This window comes from Halorubrum rubrum (assembly GCF_024494685.1).
Classification (GTDB): domain Archaea; phylum Halobacteriota; class Halobacteria; order Halobacteriales; family Haloferacaceae; genus Halorubrum; species Halorubrum rubrum.
This window is the reverse complement of record NZ_JANHDM010000002.1, coordinates 96,582-113,444: the sequence shown is the minus strand read 5'-3', so window position 1 is coordinate 113,444 and position 16,863 is coordinate 96,582. Positions and strand designations below refer to the sequence as shown.

General features: G+C 71.2%; 16 protein-coding genes. 8 read left to right on the top strand and 8 right to left on the bottom strand.

Annotation, left to right across the window (positions count from 1 at the left end; translation table 11 throughout):
• Positions 1 to 14: 14 nt before the first annotated feature.
• Together NO889_RS02825 and NO889_RS02820 are read left to right on the top strand one after the other, a co-directional pair.
• Positions 15 to 2,453 (top strand): type II/IV secretion system ATPase subunit, encoded by a 2,439-nt coding sequence (locus NO889_RS02825; RefSeq protein WP_379786953.1) that lies wholly within the window; start codon positions 15 to 17, stop codon positions 2,451 to 2,453.
• On the top strand, positions 2,450 to 4,531 hold the full coding sequence (locus tag NO889_RS02820; RefSeq protein WP_256410747.1) for a type II secretion system F family protein: 2,082 nt from the start codon (positions 2,450 to 2,452) through the stop codon (positions 4,529 to 4,531). Before NO889_RS02825 ends, NO889_RS02820 begins: the two co-directional genes overlap by 4 nt.
• A 42-nt stretch (positions 4,532 to 4,573) precedes the next feature.
• Here the strand turns inward: NO889_RS02820 and NO889_RS02815 are convergent, their stop codons facing one another.
• On the bottom strand, positions 4,574 to 5,026 hold the full coding sequence (locus NO889_RS02815; protein ID WP_256410746.1) for a pyridoxamine 5'-phosphate oxidase family protein: 453 nt from the start codon (positions 5,024 to 5,026) through the stop codon (positions 4,574 to 4,576).
• Positions 5,027 to 5,114: 88 nt separating this feature from the next.
• Here NO889_RS02815 and NO889_RS02810 point away from each other — a divergent pair, with 88 nt between their 5' ends.
• Complete coding sequence (locus NO889_RS02810) at positions 5,115 to 5,627, top strand: thioredoxin family protein (RefSeq protein WP_256410745.1); 513 nt, start codon at positions 5,115 to 5,117, stop codon at positions 5,625 to 5,627.
• A 168-nt stretch (positions 5,628 to 5,795) separates the two neighbouring features.
• Complete coding sequence (locus tag NO889_RS02805) at positions 5,796 to 7,451, top strand: globin-coupled sensor protein (protein WP_256410989.1); 1,656 nt, start codon at positions 5,796 to 5,798, stop codon at positions 7,449 to 7,451.
• 28 nt (positions 7,452 to 7,479) lie between these two features.
• Here NO889_RS02805 and NO889_RS02800 read toward each other — a convergent pair whose 3' ends face one another.
• On the bottom strand, positions 7,480 to 8,667 hold the full coding sequence (locus NO889_RS02800; RefSeq protein ID WP_256410744.1) for a hypothetical protein: 1,188 nt from the start codon (positions 8,665 to 8,667) through the stop codon (positions 7,480 to 7,482).
• A gap of 153 nt (positions 8,668 to 8,820) precedes the next feature.
• On the bottom strand, positions 8,821 to 9,924 hold the full coding sequence (locus NO889_RS02795; protein ID WP_256410743.1) for an asparaginase: 1,104 nt from the start codon (positions 9,922 to 9,924) through the stop codon (positions 8,821 to 8,823).
• Between the two features lie 314 nt (positions 9,925 to 10,238).
• Between NO889_RS02795 and NO889_RS02790 the strand changes: the two genes are divergently transcribed.
• The 3 genes from NO889_RS02790 (at position 10,239) to NO889_RS02780 (ending at position 13,417) form a co-directional block, all read left to right on the top strand.
• Positions 10,239 to 10,574: a DUF8028 family protein gene (locus NO889_RS02790; RefSeq protein ID WP_256410742.1), complete on the top strand. Its 336-nt coding sequence runs from the start codon at positions 10,239 to 10,241 to the stop codon at positions 10,572 to 10,574.
• Positions 10,575 to 10,789: 215 nt separating this feature from the next.
• Positions 10,790 to 12,478, top strand: a complete 1,689-nt coding sequence (locus tag NO889_RS02785; protein ID WP_256410741.1) for a DUF255 domain-containing protein — start codon at positions 10,790 to 10,792, stop codon at positions 12,476 to 12,478.
• A gap of 132 nt (positions 12,479 to 12,610) precedes the next feature.
• Entirely contained in the window at positions 12,611 to 13,417 is an 807-nt protein-coding gene (locus NO889_RS02780) for a TrmB family transcriptional regulator (protein WP_256410740.1), read from the top strand.
• A 15-nt stretch (positions 13,418 to 13,432) separates the two neighbouring features.
• Here NO889_RS02780 and NO889_RS02775 read toward each other — a convergent pair whose 3' ends face one another.
• The 5 genes from NO889_RS02775 to NO889_RS02755 all read right to left on the bottom strand — a co-directional run bounded on the left by NO889_RS02775 (position 13,433) and on the right by NO889_RS02755 (position 16,507).
• On the bottom strand, positions 13,433 to 13,708 hold the full coding sequence (locus tag NO889_RS02775; protein ID WP_256410739.1) for a DUF7542 family protein: 276 nt from the start codon (positions 13,706 to 13,708) through the stop codon (positions 13,433 to 13,435).
• A gap of 83 nt (positions 13,709 to 13,791) precedes the next feature.
• Positions 13,792 to 14,001 carry a CbaC protein gene (locus tag NO889_RS02770; RefSeq protein ID WP_256410738.1) on the bottom strand — a complete coding sequence of 70 codons (210 nt, stop codon included), beginning with the start codon at positions 13,999 to 14,001 and terminating at the stop codon, positions 13,792 to 13,794.
• Entirely contained in the window at positions 13,998 to 15,818 is a 1,821-nt protein-coding gene (locus NO889_RS02765) for a b(o/a)3-type cytochrome-c oxidase subunit 1 (protein WP_256410737.1), read from the bottom strand. Before NO889_RS02765 ends, NO889_RS02770 begins: the two co-directional genes overlap by 4 nt.
• Positions 15,815 to 16,327, bottom strand: a complete 513-nt coding sequence (locus NO889_RS02760; protein WP_256410736.1) for a cytochrome c oxidase subunit II — start codon at positions 16,325 to 16,327, stop codon at positions 15,815 to 15,817. The genes NO889_RS02765 and NO889_RS02760 overlap by 4 nt, the downstream gene beginning before the upstream one ends.
• Before the next feature lie 6 nt (positions 16,328 to 16,333).
• The gene (locus NO889_RS02755) at positions 16,334 to 16,507 is read right to left on the bottom strand and encodes a hypothetical protein (protein ID WP_256410735.1); all 174 of its coding nucleotides are present in this window, start codon (positions 16,505 to 16,507) and stop codon (positions 16,334 to 16,336) included.
• Between the two features lie 97 nt (positions 16,508 to 16,604).
• On the opposite strand from NO889_RS02755, the gene NO889_RS02750 reads away from it, so the two are divergent.
• Positions 16,605 to 16,817 (top strand): DUF8131 family protein, encoded by a 213-nt coding sequence (locus NO889_RS02750; RefSeq protein ID WP_256410734.1) that lies wholly within the window; start codon positions 16,605 to 16,607, stop codon positions 16,815 to 16,817.
• Positions 16,818 to 16,863: the final 46 nt, after the last annotated feature.

Genomic DNA, 16,863 nt, shown 5'->3' with positions numbered 1-16,863 from the left:
ACGAGCGCAGAGACGTGACGAGTCCCACCCTGCGGATCGGCGGCGGCTCCGGCGGCGACGACGCCTCGGTTCCGGCCCCGGTCCCGCCCGACGACCCCGAAGCCTGGTACGCACCCGACGTCCGCGCGCAGTACGAGTCCGCGCCCGGCGTCGTCGCGACGATCCGCGAGCGCGACGGCGGCCGGTTCGGCTACGACGTGCGCGAACCGCCGCTCTCGCCAGTCGACGAGCGCGCGCTCGAACGGGTCAGAGAACACTTCTCCACGGTCCGAGGCCGACGGCCGCTCACCCGCGCCGGCGCGGTCGAGCGCGCGGAGGCGGGCTTCGAGCCGAAGTACGAGCGGGTGCTCGATCAGCTCCTCTCGACGACGGCCGCCGCCCGCCGCCGGATCGACCACCACGCGCTGTGTGAGCTGCGGCTGTTCGGCGACCTCACCCCCGTCGCGCTCGACGGCCGGATCGCGGTCGCGGACGTGGGCGACGACCGCGAGCTCGTCGTCCACACGGACGCGTTCGCCCCGCTCGAGACGGGCGTCGACGCCGACGCCGAGTACGTCGAGCGCGTCGCCGGCGAGCGGCTCGCGCGCTACGCCGTCGAGTTCGCCGGCTTCGCCGTCGACGTGGTGATCTACCGCGAGCGGCTGCTCGGCTCGGACGCCTTCGAGACCAAGTACGCCGCGCTCGAGCCAGACCTCCTCCCCGGCGACGAGGCGCTGATCCGCGACTGCGAGCGCCGGATCTGGGAGACGCCCGTGGACCGGCTGATCGACGACCGGACCGCGTTCGTCGCCGAGCACGCCCGCCGGTACCTCTCGCGCCGGCTCGCCGGCGGCTCCTCGCCTCGGGGGTGGATCGCGGCCGCCCGCGAGAGCGTTCGGCGCGCCCTCGCCGAACGAGACCTCGTCGCCCCGAGCGTCGACCCGGCGTACGCCGCCGACCGCCTCGACGACCTCGTTTACTACGTGCTCCGCGACTTCGTCGGCGAGGGCGTCCTCACCGTCCCGATCCGCGACCCGAACCTGGAGGACGTCGAGGCCAACCGCGTCGGCGAGCGCGTGAAGGTGGTTCCCCGTCCCGCGGTGTTGGCGGGAGCGGCGGACGGGAACGACGGGGGCGCCGCGAGCGACGCGACGGCCGACGCCGACGCGACGACCGACCGGGGCGGGATCGACCCGCTCGCGGGCGGCGGCCGGATCCCGACGAACCTCGCTTTTACCGACGAGTCGCGGTTCGTCGACGTCGTGACGCGGCTCGCGGCGCGCGACGGCGTGGAGCTGAACGCCTCGACGCCCTCCGCGAAGGTCAACCTCGACGTACCCGGCGTCCCCGAGACGATACGGTGTGCGGTCGCGCTCCCGGTCATCTCCGCCGACGGCCCGCACGTCTCGATCCGGAAGCAGGCGGCCGACCCGCTCACGCCCGTCGACCTGGTCGCCCGCGGCGCGCTCTCGACGGAGCTCGTCACCCTGCTGTGGCTGCTGTACGAACACCGCGGCGTCGTCCTCTTCGCGGGGCCGACGGGAGCGGGCAAGACGACCCTGATGAACGCCCACATGCCCTTCATTCCCTTCGACGACCGGCCCGTCTCCATCGACGAGGGGTCCCGCGAGGTACAGCTCCCCCACGAGACCGGCGTGGCGCTGACGACCCGCGACCACGAGAACGCGTACAAGGCGGTAGGCATGGCGACGCTGATGACGGAGGCCAACTACCTCAACCCCGACGTCGAGGTGATAGCCGAGATCAACACGCCCGCCAGCTTCGAGACCTTCGCGGAGACGGTGAACACGGGCCACGGCGTCGTCGGGACCACCCACGCCGCGGACGTGCGGACCCTCGTCAATCGCGCGATAGAGCGCGGGCTCCCGCCGTACCTGCTCCGGGAGATCGATCTCGTGGTCTTCCCGCGGCAGGTCGGCGGCGACCGGTACGTCGCGCAGGCGGTCGAGCCGCTCTCGCCGGCCGAGTACGACGCGCTCGATCCGGCCGCGACGCGGAGCCGGACCGGCGACCCGAAACACGGCGGGGCCGGCGTGATCGAGCGCGACGACACGAGCGTCCACTACAACACCGTCGCGTGGCGCGACCCCGCGGGCGGGTTCCGGATGGACGGCGCGCCGACGGCGGACGCCGCGGCCTCGTACTCCGACGGCGGCAGGCGGCTCCACGCGCTCGCCCGGCTCGCCGAGCGGACGGACCAGGACCTCGACGCGGTCGAGTCCGAGTTCGCCGCCAAACACCGCTACGTCGAGTACCTCGTCCGCGACGGCCTCGACGACTTCGACGAGTTGTTCGAGTTCCTCGCCGACCTCCGGGCCGACGAGGCCGCGACCGTCGAACGCGCCGCGCGATCGATGCGCCGCGCGACCGACGCGGACGGCGAGGCCCGACCCGGCGACGCACACGCCGGCGGCACGCCGCCCGACGACGATCGGGCCGGGGGCGCGCCGTGAGCGGCGACACGCGGGCGTCGATCCACGGGGAACGCGGGATCGAAACCCGACCCGGCGGCCGCGGGGCGGGAACTGGGCCCGACGAAACCGCCCGGTCCGCCGATCCTGCCCGCTCTCCCGGTCGCGGCCGGTCCGCCGACCCCGCCGGCCGCCCCGGAGTCCCTCGGTTCGACGGACTCGACCGGCTCGTCAGCGCGCTGTTCGCCCGGCACGCGGACGATCGCCGCCACGACGTCGACAGACAGCGCTACCGCGGAGCGGACCCGTCGACGGGGTTCGAGACGTACCTCGCGCGGACGTACGCGCTCTCGTGGCTCGCCTGTCTCGCGGCGGCCGTCCCGGCCTTCCTCGTCGCCGGCGCGGTCGCGCCCGACGTCTCGGTCGCCCTCGCTTCCGGCCTCGGCGCGCGCGTGCCGGTCGTCGTTCCCGCGCCCCCGCCGCCCGCGCTCGCGGTCGCCCTCTCGGCGGTCGCGGGCCTCCTCGCCAAGCGGGCGACGGTCCGCGCCGGCGGGCTCTACCTCCGGTGGCTGGTCTCCGCGCGCCGGACGCGGATCGAGCGAACGCTCCCCGGCGCGGTCAGGTACCTCGACGCGCTCTCCTCGGGGAGCGACGACGCCCGGACGCTCGTAGCGAAGGTCGCCGAGAACGACGCCTACGGCGGCGCGGCCGTGTCGTTCCGGAAGGCGCTCAACGCGGCGCGGCTCACGGGGAGCCTCGACGCCGGGCTCCGCCGCGTCGCCCGCGACACGCCCTCGCGGGACCTGCTCGCGCCGTTCCTGCTGAAGTTCCGCCAGCACGTCTCGGCGGGCGACGAGGCGCTCGCGGAGTTCCTCCGGACCGAGAGCCGGCTGCTCGCGCATCGACAGGAACACGCCCGGACGCGGGCCCGGCGGTACCTCAAACCGATCGCGGAGCTGTTCGTGCTCGTGCTCGTGTTGCCGGCGCTGCTCGTCGTCGCCGTCACGGTGACGAGCGTGTTCGCGCCCGACCTCTCGCGGCTGGTCGACACGCCGGTCGGGGCCGTCTCGCCGCGAGCGGTCGCCGTCTACGCCTCCGTCGGGTTCCTGCTCGCCGTCGGACTCGTCGGCATCGCCGCCACCGGCGCGCTCCGGCCCGTCGACTCCCGCACGAGCTATCGACGACCGAGGGGCGTCCGCGGGGTGCTCGCGTCCGCGCCGTCGAACCCCGCGAGCGCGTCCGCCGTCGCGACCGTCCCCGCGGCCGCCACCGCCGGCTGGCTCGCGTACGCCGGGTATCCGCTCGTGAACGTCTCGCTTCTGGCGTACGTCGCGTTCGCGCTCCCGGTCGGGCTCGTCGCCGCCCGGCGCGGCCGGATCGACGACGCGAAGGACCGCCGAGTCGCCGACTTCGTCTACGCGGTCTCCGCGCGCGCCTCCGTCGGTCGCCCGTTTCCCGAGTCGGTCGAGGCAGCCGCCCGCGAGACGGACCTCGGGGTGTTGCGCGACGACGTCGCCGACCTCGCGTTCAACCTCTCGTTGACGACCACGGGGAACGACGGGGTCGCCGCCGACGGCGACGCCCCCGGCACGGGCGGCTCCGCGGTCGACGCTCCGACCGCCGGCAGCGACGTGCGCGCCGCGGCGCTCGACCGGTTCGTCGCCCGTGTCGGGACGCCGCTCGCCGCCCGGACCGTCGGGCTGGTCGCCGGGGCGTTGAACGCCGGGAGCACCGTCGACGAGGTGTTCGAGACGCTCCAGGTCGAGGTCGACCGGCTGACCCACGAGAAGCGCGCGCTCCGCGGGGCGATGCGCCGGTACGTCGTGGTCGGGTGGGTCGCGGCGCTGTCGGTCGCCGCCGTGGTCGCCGCGATCAACGCGGGGGTGATGGAGACGGATCGCCTGCTCGCGCTCTCGGCCGCGCTCGACGTGCCCTTCGATCCCGGACTGGTCCACCCCGAACTGGAGCGATTCCGCCTCTACGTGGTCGCGCAGGCGACGATGCTCGCGTCGGGGTGGTTCGCCGGGGCCGCCGCGCGCGGCAGGTACGGGGCGCTGTTCCACTCCGGCGTGCTGGTGGCGGCCTGTTACGTCGGCTTCGTCGCGATCGGACAGGTCTGATCGACCCGATCGCCGGTCCGTGGCGGACGCGGCCGGGGGCGCTCAGGGCTCCATCGACCGCTCGATCCGGGTCGTGAACCGTTCGGGATCGAGCCGGCAGAACGCGAACGCCACCTCGGCCGTGGACTCGCCGAAGACGTCGACGATCGGTATCCTGCCGGTCCGTTCGAGCCCCTCGATGGTCTCCTCGGCCACGGACTCGTCCGTCGTCGACACCAGTCGACCGCTCGCCGCCACGCTCCGCCACCGGCCGTCGCGCTCGCCGTAGGTCACGAACGTCACCGCGCGGTCGTCGATCTCGCCCTTCTCTCGGTCCGGCCCGACGGAGAGCCGAAAATAGAGGACGGCCTCGACCGGGTCGTAGCCGTACGAGACCGGGACGCTGTGGGGCGGTTCGCCCTCGGCCGTCGCGAGCGAGATGACGCCGGTTCCGGCCCGGCCGAGGAACTCGTCGCGCTCGTCGTCGTCCATGCGAACCGCATCGGTGTCGCTCATACCCCGACTACGCCGCCCGTCACCATATAGGTCCGTTACGGTCCCCCGGACCGCAAGCTATATTGTTTGAAAGGCACAATACCAAGACATGAGTGAAGCCGATCGAGAGGAAGCGGACGAGACGGGAGCCGAGCGGGATGGGTCCCGATCGAGCGAGCGCGAGCGGATCCGCGAACGGAAGCGTCGGGAGCTGCGCGAGCGGCTCGAATCCGGGGCGGACGACGGGTCCGCGGGCGACGACCGCACTGGAGACCGCACCGGGGGAACCGACCCCGAAACGCCGACGGAGCCGGTCGAGGTCGGCGGCCCGGAGGAGTTCCAACGGCTCGTCGCCGAACACGACGTCGTGCTCGTGGACTGTTACGCCGACTGGTGTGGTCCGTGTCAGATGATGGAGCCGACCGTCGAGTCGCTCGCGGCCGAGACGGACGCGGTCGTCGCGAAGGTCGACGTCGACGGGTTGCCCGCACTCGCCCAGCAGCTCGGCGCTCGGGGCGTGCCGACGTTCCTCGTGTACGCGAACGGCGAGCCGGTCGACCGGTTCGTCGGCGCACAGGACCGGACGACCCTCGAGACGGCGATCGCGAGCAACGCGGCCTGACCGATCGAAGCGCTCGTCCGGCCGCTCGCGACACCCCGCTCAACGGCTCGCGGTCTCTCGATTATTACACCTGATATCTCGCCCGATCGTTTATATACGGTCGCGGCCGGAGCCGATCCAGTGACCGCTGCAGGAGAGTACGGACGAGAGGATTTCGGGCAGGGTGGATTGAACGACCGACTGGACGTCGCGGAACTGCTGGCGGAGATCGGGCTCGACGACGACGAGATCGCGTGGCGAAAGGATTTCATCGGCTTCGACGAGGAGGACGTCCGGCGTCTCGAGCGGTACGAGGAGGTTTTCGCGGCCAACGCCGACCGGATCGCCACGGACTTCTACGACAACCTCACCGATCACCAACAGACCGTGGACGTCGTCAGTCGCTCCGAGAAGGGGATCGATCAGCTCAAACGGACCCAGTCGGCGTACCTGGTGACGCTTGCGAACGGCGAGTACGGCTCCGACTACTTCGCGGACCGGGCGCGGATCGGCAAGATCCACGACCTCCTCGAGATGCCGATGAAACACTACCTCGGCCAGTACGGAGTCTACTACGACCTGATCCTACCGCTCGTCGGCGATCGACTCGTCGAGTCCCTCACGGAGCGGCTGACCGGCGCGGCCACGGACGGCGGACTGGCGGTCGACGGAGAGGGAGCGTCCGCGACGTCGGCCGGTCGGATCGAGACGGAGCTGGCGGACGTCGCCGCCGATGAGCTCGAGGACGTCGCCGCCGATGAGCTCGAGGACGCCGCCGCCGATGAGCTCGAGGACGCCGCCGCCGATGAACTCGAGGACGCCGCCGCCGATGAACTCGAGGACGCCATCCGGGCGGAGGTCGACGACGCGATCGAGGACGTTCTCTCGATCCTACGGGTCGTCAACCTCGACATGCAGGTCGTCACGGACACGTACATCCACTCGTACAGCCAGGAGATCGAAGCGGAGGCGCGCCGTTCCGAGCGGCTGATGACCGAGGTCCGCGAGGAACTGCGCGATCCGGTTCGGGACCTCGAGGCGTCAGCCATCGACGTCGCCGAAAGCGCGGCCACCATACGCGACACCTCCGGGGAGCAGTCCGACCGTATTCGCGAGATCGCCGCGGAGGTGGGCAACCTCTCCGCGACCGTCGAGGAGGTCGCCTCGACGGCGGATCAGGTCGAGAACGCCAGCGACCGCGCGGAGACGCTCGCGGGCGACGGACGGGAGGCCGCGGACGACGCCGCCGAGGTCATGGACGACATCGGGGAGGCCGTCGACGGCGCCGCGGAGGACGTGGCGGCGCTTCAAGAGCGCGTCGGCGAGATCGACGAGTTCGTCGACGCGATAAACGGGATCGCCGACCAGACGAACCTGCTCGCGCTCAACGCCTCCATCGAGGCCGCGCGGGCGGGAGAGGCCGGGTCCGGGTTCGGCGTCGTGGCCGACGAGATCAAATCGCTCGCCGAGGAGTCCAAATCCCACGCCGGCGACATCGAGGAGATGGTCTCGGGGATCCAGGCGGACACCGAAGAGACCGTCGAGAGCCTGACGGAGGCGAACGAACGGGTCTCTCGGGGGGTCGACCGCGTCGAGGACGCGATGTCGGATTTGACCGAGATCGCGGAGGCGGTCTCGGAGACCGCGGCGGGGATACGCGAGGTGTCCGACGTCACCGACGACCAGGCGGCGGCCGCAGAGGAGATCGCGGCCACCGTCGACGAGGTCGTCGAGCGGTCTGCCCGTGTCACCGACGAGATCCGGGAGCTGGCGGCGGCCAACGAGCGACAGGCGGAGATGGTCGAGGAGGTCGAATCCACCGTGACTCGGCTCTCGACGGAGTGAAAGCGGAACCTCGGGACCGTCCTCGTCCTCACTCGACGTGATCGAACGCGACGGCGAGGTCGTCGGCTCCGAAAAAGACGAACCGGTAACGCCCGGTCCCGAGGTCCGGACACACCCGGAGGTCGTCGTTCGGGTGTTCGGCCACGATCCCCTCCTCGTCCATCGAAAAGGACCACTCGACCGTCTCGCCCGGCCGCGTCAAGACCAGCTCGTCGGTGTACTCGAACCCCCCGTCGTCGCTGCCTCGCACGTCCGTCCACCCCGCCTCGGTCTCGACCTCGAGGTTGTACTTCGCGTGGTTGCCGACGCCGACTGGCCGCGCGGAGACGTTCGTCATCTCGACCCGGAACGCGTCGCCGCGCTCGAATCGGAGCACCTCGTTCGGGTCGCCCCCGTCGGTCGATCCGCCGGAGTCGTCGGCGTCGTCGCCGTCGTTCTCCGGGTCCACGACGCGGAGTTCGAGCCCCGACTCGCCGTCGACGCCGCCGCCGGACCCCCAGTTCACCTCCCCGTCGTAGGCCGCGGGGTGGCGCTCGAACGCGTCGTCCGGACACGAAAGCGCGGGCGGGACGTTCGGCGGGTCGCCGTCCGGTCGAACGGACCCGTCCAGCGCCGCCGGGTCGCGGACGCCGTCCTCGCCGGTCAGCTCGGTACTGGTCCCCCAGCCGTCGGTCACCTCGACCCGGATCGACTCCGGGAGCGTGTCGGCCGTGACCCGGAGGAACGCGCCGGCGTACGTGATCGCCTGCCCGCAGGCGACGTCACCGTCGGCGTCGTCGACGGCCGTCACCTCGGCCGCCGCGGTTAGGGTGCCGTCGTCGACGGCGACGTCCGCGAACTCGACGAGGCGCTCACAGGTGTTCCGGCCGACGGACTCGACGTAGGCGAGCGCCGACTCCTCGAAGTCGGTCTCGTCCACGAACGCGATCGTCTCCGGCGGCGCGTCCCGGAGGAGCCACTCGACCGCGACGCGTTCCGCGAACAGGGTACAGAAGCCCGGCCGCTCCGTTCGCCGCCACGCGGGCCCGGAGAGCGCGCCGCCGGTCTGGTGGACCGCGGTCTCCAGATCCGGGTCGCTCCCGGCGTGTCCGTCGGCCGCGTCGTCGCCGGATCGGGGAGCGGATCTACCGAGACAGCCCGCAACTCCGGCGACTCCGACCGCCCCGGCGGCGGTTCCGATGCCGAGAAGCGTCGATCGACGGCTGATCCCTCTCATACCCGGCCGTACGTCGGTCCCGCATAAGGGCTTCGTGTAGGCACAAACGACTCTCTGTGCTACCGTGTCTCCGCGCTCTCGCGTCGTCGAGGTGTCGCGTCGTCGCGCTACCGCGTCGGCGAGGACGTCACCTCGCCGCGGCACGACGAACCGCTACGGTCGGCCGAACACGCGGGGGAGATCCGCCCGCTCGACGCCGGCGGCCAACCCGAGTGCCAGCCCCACGCGGGCCTTCGCGGCCGGGAGGTCGCCGGCGAAGACGACGCCGTGGTCGGCGAGCGTGACCGCCCCGCCCGGCGTGCCGTACACCGGCTCGGTCGGGCCGGCGGGCCGTCCGGCGACGACGACTGGCACCTCCTCGAGCGCTCCGGCGACCGCGTCGCCGATGGCGGCCGTGACGTTCCCGAGGCCGGTCCCCTCGATCACGATCCCGCCCACGTCGGCCGCGAGGGCGCGCTCGATCCCCGCCGCGGTGGCTCCCGTCCCCGAGTGGACCACGGGCACCTCGGGGACGCGGTCGGCCGCCGCGGCCGGATCGGCGGGGTCGATCGGTCCCTCCGGTCCGCAGAGCGGATCGATCGCGACGCGCCGGCGGGGCTCCCGGACGAGGTCGGTCGCCGCGCGGGTGAACGTCGCGACCGGCGCGGTCGCCGGCGAGGTCATCGTCGAGAGCGCGTTGCTGTGCCCCTTCACGACGTCGCGGCCGGCGTGGAGCTCGTCGTCGAACGCGACGTGGACCCCGCCCGCGAACCGGTCGTCCGCGGCCGCTCGGACCGCGAGCGTCAGGTTCGCCGGCACGTCGCTCGAGGGTTCGTCGAGGCGACGCTGCGCACCCGTCACCACGACCGGCGCGGGAAGGTCCGTCAACACGTCGAGCGCGTAGGCGGTGTCGGAGAGCGTGTCGGTCCCGTGGGTGACGACGATCCCGTCCGCGCCCCCCTCGATCGCCTCCCGAGCCGCGGCCGCGGTCGCGAACACGTCCCGCCAGCGCACGTCGAACCCCGGCTGCGCACACGCCTCCCGAGCCGACACCGTCGCGTACGCCTCGACGTCGGGAACCGCCGCCACGAGGTCCGACCCCGTCTTGGCCGGCGCTGCGCCGTCGTCTCCCGGCTCGGACGCGATCGTCCCGCCGCAGGCGACGACGCACACGTGGGGTCGCTCTCCATCGCCGCGTCCATCTCCGCGCTCGCCCTCCCCGTCTCCGTGCTCGCTCTCCCCGCGCGCCCTCCTCTCGTCGACCTCGTCGCGTGTCATGGCCGACGGTGGCCGCGGGAGGGGTAAATCGCTTCGCCCCCCGGCAGCCGGGCTCCGATCCGTCGTCCGAGGTCGATCCCGATCTGCGCTCGACGGTCGGGCCTCGGTCCGTCATCGAGAGCCTCGAGTTGACCCGTGTCGCCCGGATACTGGTATCACAAAATTAGGTGTGAAAGAATATTCTAAGAAATTTCTAAACTTTTTAGAGGCTTCTGAGGGGTTTTTAAAACGTCGCGAAACCCGGTACAAGGTGTGAATTACGCCGAACCCTCGGCGGGCTATATGTGGGTTCCGCTCGTTGTCCCAGTCGTCAGATGTCCACTCGTGTCCCCCTCAACCGACTCGCCTTCGACCTCCCGCTCGCGGAGCGGATGGTTCGCGCCGTCCGCGCCGCCGCGTTCTGGGCGGCGATCGTCCTCCCGATCGGCTACCCGTTCCTGCTACACGCGGGGCTCGACGGGACGAACGGCCTGCGATTCGTCGCGCTGCTGGCCGCGAACGCGCTCGCGCTCGCGGTCGGCCACGACTACGACCCCGGCTCGTCCGGGGACCTCGGCGTGACGGACCGTCCCGGTCGCGCGGACGCTCGCGAGCCGAACGCGCGCCGCGGAGCAGGCGACCGGAGACGGACCGACGACGCCGACGCCTGATCCGGGACCGACCCGGTCGGGATCCGACCGACGACGCCGCCCTCCCACCGTCCGCCCTCCGTTTCCCTTCGCCCTCCGTTCGGCCCGTTCCACCTTCAGTCAGCCCCCGTCTCCGTCCTCCGCCGGACCCGCTCTACCGTCCACTCCACCGCCCGCCTTCGGCTCCCGGTCGGCGTCTCGAAGCGCTTACCCACCCGCCGACCCGAGCGTGAGCCATGACCGACGCGACGCGGGTCGAGTGGCGCGAGTGGGGCCGCGAGGCGTTCTCGGAGGCCGACGAGCGGGACCTCCCGGTCCTCCTCTCGCTTTCGGCCACCTGGTGTGAGGGCTGTCACGAGATGGACGCGACCACCTACGCCGAGCCGCGGGTCGCCGCCAACGTGAACGAGTGGTTCGTCCCGGTTCGGGTCGACGTCGACCGGCGTCCGCGCGTCCGCGAGCGGTACAACATGGGGGGGTTCCCGACGACCGCCTTCCTCACGCCCGACGGGGAGCTGCTCACCGGCGCGGGCTATCTCGGCGTCGACGGGATGCGCCAGGTGCTCGAGTCCGTCCACCGGATGTGGGACGAGGAGGGCCGCGAGGCCGGCCGGATCCCGCGCGCGCTGAACGGCGACCGGCCGCCGGCGGGCGAACTCTCCGAGGCGGTCGAGAGCCACCTCGCCGGCCAGCTCGAGAGCAAGTACGACGAGCGGTACGCCGGCTGGGGCACGGACGCGAAGTTCCCGCTTCCCCGAACCGTCGAGTTCGCGCTGAAACGCGACCGCGACCGCGCCCTGCGCACCCTCGACGCCGTCCGCGACCACCTCGCCGACGAGGTCGCCGGCGGCTTCTTCCGGTTCGCCGGCGCGCGCGACTGGAGCGACGTGGCCTACGAGAAGCCGGCGGACACGAACGCGGCGGTGACGCGGGCGTTCGCGGACGCCTACCTCTACACCGGCGAGGAGGCGTACCGCGAGCCCGCCGCGGCGGCGGTCGACTTCCTCACCGACGACCTCTGGACCGGCTACGGCGTCGGCGGGAGCCTCGGACCGGGGCTCGGTCGGGCCTACTACGCCGCTCCCGCCGACGAGCGCGCGGAGCTCGACTCCCCACGGCGCGATCTGACCGTCCTCGCCGGCGCGAACGCGCTCGCGGCCGACGCCCTGTTGACGGTCGCGGCGTACACCGACGACGACCGCGCCCGCGAGTACGCCGAGCGGATCCTCGACGGCCTCGAGCGCGACCTGATCGACCCCGACTCCGGCGTCGTGACCCGCTACCGGCCGACGGACGTCGAGGACGGGACCCGCCACCGGGCGGGCGACGACGCCCCGCGCGACCTCCTCGAGGACGTCTCGCGCGTCGTGGGCGCGTACGTCCGCGCCGCCGGCGTGCTCGGCGAGGGGGCCGACGTCGCCCGCGCGGTCGCCGACCGGGCGATCGCGGAGCTCCACGTCGACGGCTCGTTCGTGGACGGACCGCGCTCGGGCGCCGGACTGCTCGATCGATCCTTCAGGCCGCTCGACGGCAACGTGGAACTGGCGTCCGCGCTCGTCGACCTCGCGGCGCTCACCGGCGAGGACCGCTATCGGGAGGTCGCCCGCGAGACGGCCGAGTCGTTCGCGGGCGCGACCGACCGGCTCGGCGTCCAGGTCGCCGGGTACGGGAGCCTCGTCGGGCGGCTACTCCGCGGGACGACCGTCATCGCCGTCGGCGACGGGCCCGGAAGCGACCTCCACCGGGCGGCCTGGCGGGTCGCCGACCACGAGAAGGTCGTCGTCCCGAACGCCCATCGCGAGGACGCGCCCGCGCCGCGAACCGTTCCCGAGGGGTCCGCCGTCGTGACCGCGGGCGACGCCGTCTCCGACCCCGCGACAACGCCGGACGAGTTGATGACCCGCGTCGCAGAGACGGTCGAGTGACTGACGCGCCGACGCCGTCGATCGGCAGAGGTGCGACCCCGATCGGTCTCGTCACCTCGCCGACCCGTTCCCTCGCTCGGACCGACCGTAAACCTCCGACGCGTTTATGCCGACACCCCGACACGTGAGGGTATGGCATCCCTTCGTGACCTCGGTCTCTCCGAGTACGAGGCCCGCGCGTACCGCGCCCTGTTGCGGACCGGGCCGACGACGGCGAAGGACCTCTCGCGGGCCAGCGAAGTCCCGATGGGTCGGATCTACGACGTGCTCAACAGTCTCGAGGGCCACGACCTCGTCCGCAGTCAGGCGGCGAGCCGGCCGAAGAAGTACGTCGGGGTCGAGCCGGACGCCGCGCTCGATCGCCTGCTCGAGGAGAAACGCTCCGAACTCGAAGCGCAGGCGGAGCAGTACGCGTCGGTCGTCGAGGAGCTGTCGACGGAGCTCGACGCGACCGACCCCGTCGACGGGGAGTTCTGGACGGCCGCCGTCGGCGCGGAGGACGCCACGGACCTCCTGTTGGAGCGGATCGCGGCGGCCGAGCGGCGGATGGTCGTCGTCGCCGGCGCGCCCGCGACCGGCTTCGACCTCGGCACGGTCGGCGAGCGAGTGACCGCGGAGCTCGAGGTGGCGCTCGACCGCGGCGTCGAGATCAGGGTGTTGTTGTCGCCGGAGACGGTCGACGCGCTTCCGCGCAGCGTCGGTCGCCGATACACCGCCGAACTCGCCGACAACGAGGGCTTTTCGGTTCGGACGACGCCGGGCGTCGAGGGGACGTTCAACGTCTTCGACGGGCTGGAGGTGTGTATCGAGGTCCCCCATCCGCTCTCGGGCGAGGAGCCGTTCGCGATGATCGACATCAAGGACGCCGAGTTCGCCGCCAGCGTGAGCGAGGAGTTCGAACCACGGTGGACGGAGGCGGAGCCGCTCTCCTTCGACTGATCGACGGGAACCGTCTCACCGGTCGGGCGCGTCCGGGTCGTCGTTCGGATCGGCGGGCGGGGAGTCGGCGACGAGCGGGGAGTCGGCGTCCGTACGCGCCGGGCGACCGCACACGCCGGCGTCCGCGCCCGCGCGCTCGACGCCCGGCGCGAGCGACTCGATCCGCCACTCGACGGCGTGACCGGTGTCGGTCTCGTGATCCGCGAGCGTCTCCCTCGCCGAGCGGAGTCGGTCGTGTGTCGCCTCGAACCGGCAGTCCGCACAGCGGACGACGACGCGCGTTCGGGCCATACGGAAGGGAGGGGAGGGGTCAGCAAAACCGCACCGGTCGGAGAGCCACCGACACTCGGATCCGCGCCGGACCACTCGTCGAGTCAGCCGGCCTCGTCGGGCTCGGTCCGCCATCCGCCGTTGAGCACCACGAGCCAGATCGCGAGGCCGGCGAGGGCGAACACGCCGGCCATGTACGGCACGATCGGGAGGCTGATGCCGAGGGCGTCGAGCACCGTCCGGAGTTCGTAGATGATGACGCCGAAGATCGCGAGGCCGACCAACAGCCCGCCGCGGGTGACGTCGACGCTCACGCGACCACCCCCGAGGCGGCCGCGTCGAGGAGGCGGAAGCCGAGGAACGCGAGCGCGTCGACGAGCGACCACGCCGCCGGGACGGCGACGTCCGCGAGCGTCCCGACCGCGGCGTCGATCCACACCGGATACGTCCCGACGCCGGGACCGAGCAGCCCGCCGTCGTTGATGATCGCCGCGAGCGGGAGCGCGTACGCGAGCACGACGAGGGTCACGGCTATCCCCACCCAGATCCGGAGGTCGTCGAGCACTTCGGGAGCGTCGTCGGGACCGGAGAGCGCGGGACGGAGCGTCTCCGCGATCCCGGAGACCCGCGGGTTCCCCATCGTGAGCACGAGGTTCCCGATGAACAGGACGGTCGAGAGGAACAACAGCGTCCCGCCGATCGCGATCTGGACGTTCAGCTCCTCGAAGCCGCCGAACGCGACCGGGTAGTCGAAGCCGGAGTACTCCGGTTCCGCGGTCCGCCGCGGGACGCCGAGTAACCCCTGTGCGTGCATCGCGTTCGACATGAGCGCCATGCCGATGAACCAGAGGACGACCTGGAACAGCCCGATCTGGCTGCTGTATATCGGCTTGTTGGTGATCTGCGGCCAGAGCCAGTAGGTCGCCGCCATGAACGTGAGCGCGACCGCGGTTCCGACGGTGAGGTGGAAGTGGCCGGGGACCCAGATCGTGTTGTGGATCATGTAGTTGACGTTCATCCCGGCGTTGACCATCCCAGAGAACCCGCCGGCCGCGAACATCAGCCCCGCCAGCATCATCCCGGTGAACGCCGGGTCCCGCCAGGGGAGCAACCGGAGCCAGCCGAAGACCCCGGTGCCGCCGCGCTGACGGGCCCCGTACTCGACGCTCGCGACGACGGTGAACGCGGTGAGCAGGCTCGGCAACAGGAGGAACATCGTGTTCGTCATCGAGATGAACTTGAACCCTTCGGCGATGCCGGGGTCGAGGTACTGGTGGTGGATGCCGACCGGGGTCGATAACAGCAGGAAGAGGACGAAGACGACCCGCGCGAGGGGGTCGCTGAACAGCCGCCCGCCGGCGATCGAGGGGAGGACGGTGTACCACAGCAGGTACGCGGGCATCAGCCAGAAGTAGACCACCGGGTGGCCGAAGAACCAGAACAGCGTCCGGGTGAGCGTCGGGTTCACCGACTCGATCAGTCCCAGCGACCAGGGAAGGAGGAAGATCAGCACCGACGCGGCGACAGCCGAGGAGGCGATGTACCACATGATCATGGTGGTCAACACCATGAACGTCTGGAGCGGGATCCGCTCGTTCGGGTTCTCCTCGCGCCACGCGAGCCACGTGCGGAACCAGTCCGCGCCGGCGAGCCACGACCCGACGATGAACACGGCGAGTCCCGTGTAGAACAGGGGGTGTGCCTGAAGCGGCGCGTAGAACGTGTACAGGACGTCCGCGCTCATGTCGATGGCGTCGACGAAGCCGGCGAGGATGGAGATCCCCGTCATCGTCATTCCGCCGGCCATGAGCAGGTACCACGTCCACGTGATCTTGATGTTCACGAGCGGTCGGTCGAGACTGCGGACCACCGCCCACGTGAACAGGCCGACGAGGAAGAACACCGTGAAGCTGATGACCAGGAAGACGCCGTGTGCCGTGAGCACGGTGTAGTAGTCGGACGAGTCGATGATCCCGCGGAAGATCCCGGTCCGGTGAAGCGTCTGAATGATGCCGAAGATCGCTCCCAGCGTGAGCGCGAGGAAGGACCCGAGGAACGCCGACCGAACGATCTTCGCCTCCGCCGGGTACCTATCGAGGAACGTCTCCTCCGCTTCGAGCGCGTCACTCATTCGCTGTCACCCCCGTCTTCCGACTCGAACTCCTCTTCGGTCACGACGTGGAGTTTCCCCTCCATGCCGTGGTGGCCGGCCCCGCAGTACTCGTTACAGACGATCCCGTACTCCTGCGGCTCGCCGACCTCAACGGTTACCTCCGCGACCTCGCCCGGAACGGCCATCGTGTTCGCGTTCGTCCCGGCAACCTCGAAGCCGTGGATCACGTCGCGGGAGGTGATCTGGAGCGTGACGGTGCTGTCTTCGGGGACCACGATCGGGCTCGGGTCGAACCCGAACTGGTAGGCGACGACGTACGCCTCGTACTCGTTTTCGCCGACCTGTTCGACGCGCGGTTCGGCGAAGCGGTCGTCCTCGTCCAGCGCGTTCGCGTCGATCTGGGCCTCGCTGTCGGCGACCATCGCCACCCCCGGCCCGACCGCCCCGTACGTGACGGAGCCGAGGAGAAACAGGATCAACACGATCGAGAGCGCGAGCCAGATCTTCTCGTAGGCGTGAATGTGCATCCGATATCACCCCACCACGACCAGGTCACGGCCGAGGAACTCGATGTAGTAGATGTACACCCATGCGAGCACGAGGATCGCGAAGTACACCGCGATGAGCGCGAGCGTGCCGACGGGATCGAACTCCTCGTCGCCGCCCGCGTCGTCCGTCGGCGCGCCTGCCGTCTCGGTTCGGCTCATGAGTCCGATTACGGGTAGCCAGACATATAATATCCACCCGTTCCCGTGGTCTGAAAATCCGCTTGGTCTATATACTGACGGCCACACATTCGTTCGTATGGACTTCTCGCTCCAGCACGCCGTCTTCCTGGTGCTCGGCGGAGTGCTTCCGGCCGCGGCTTACATCGCCTCGCGCGCCGAATACGTCGTCGCCGTCACGTTCGTCAACGTGGTGCTCATCTGGGCGAGCCTCCGGGTCGCCACCGGCGGGAGCCTCCGGCCCGGCGGCGACGACGACAGGCTCGAGCCGAGCGACATCGGGGACGCGTAAGCCGGCGCAACCGTCGCGATCCCGCCCGGACGCCGCCGGCGGACGA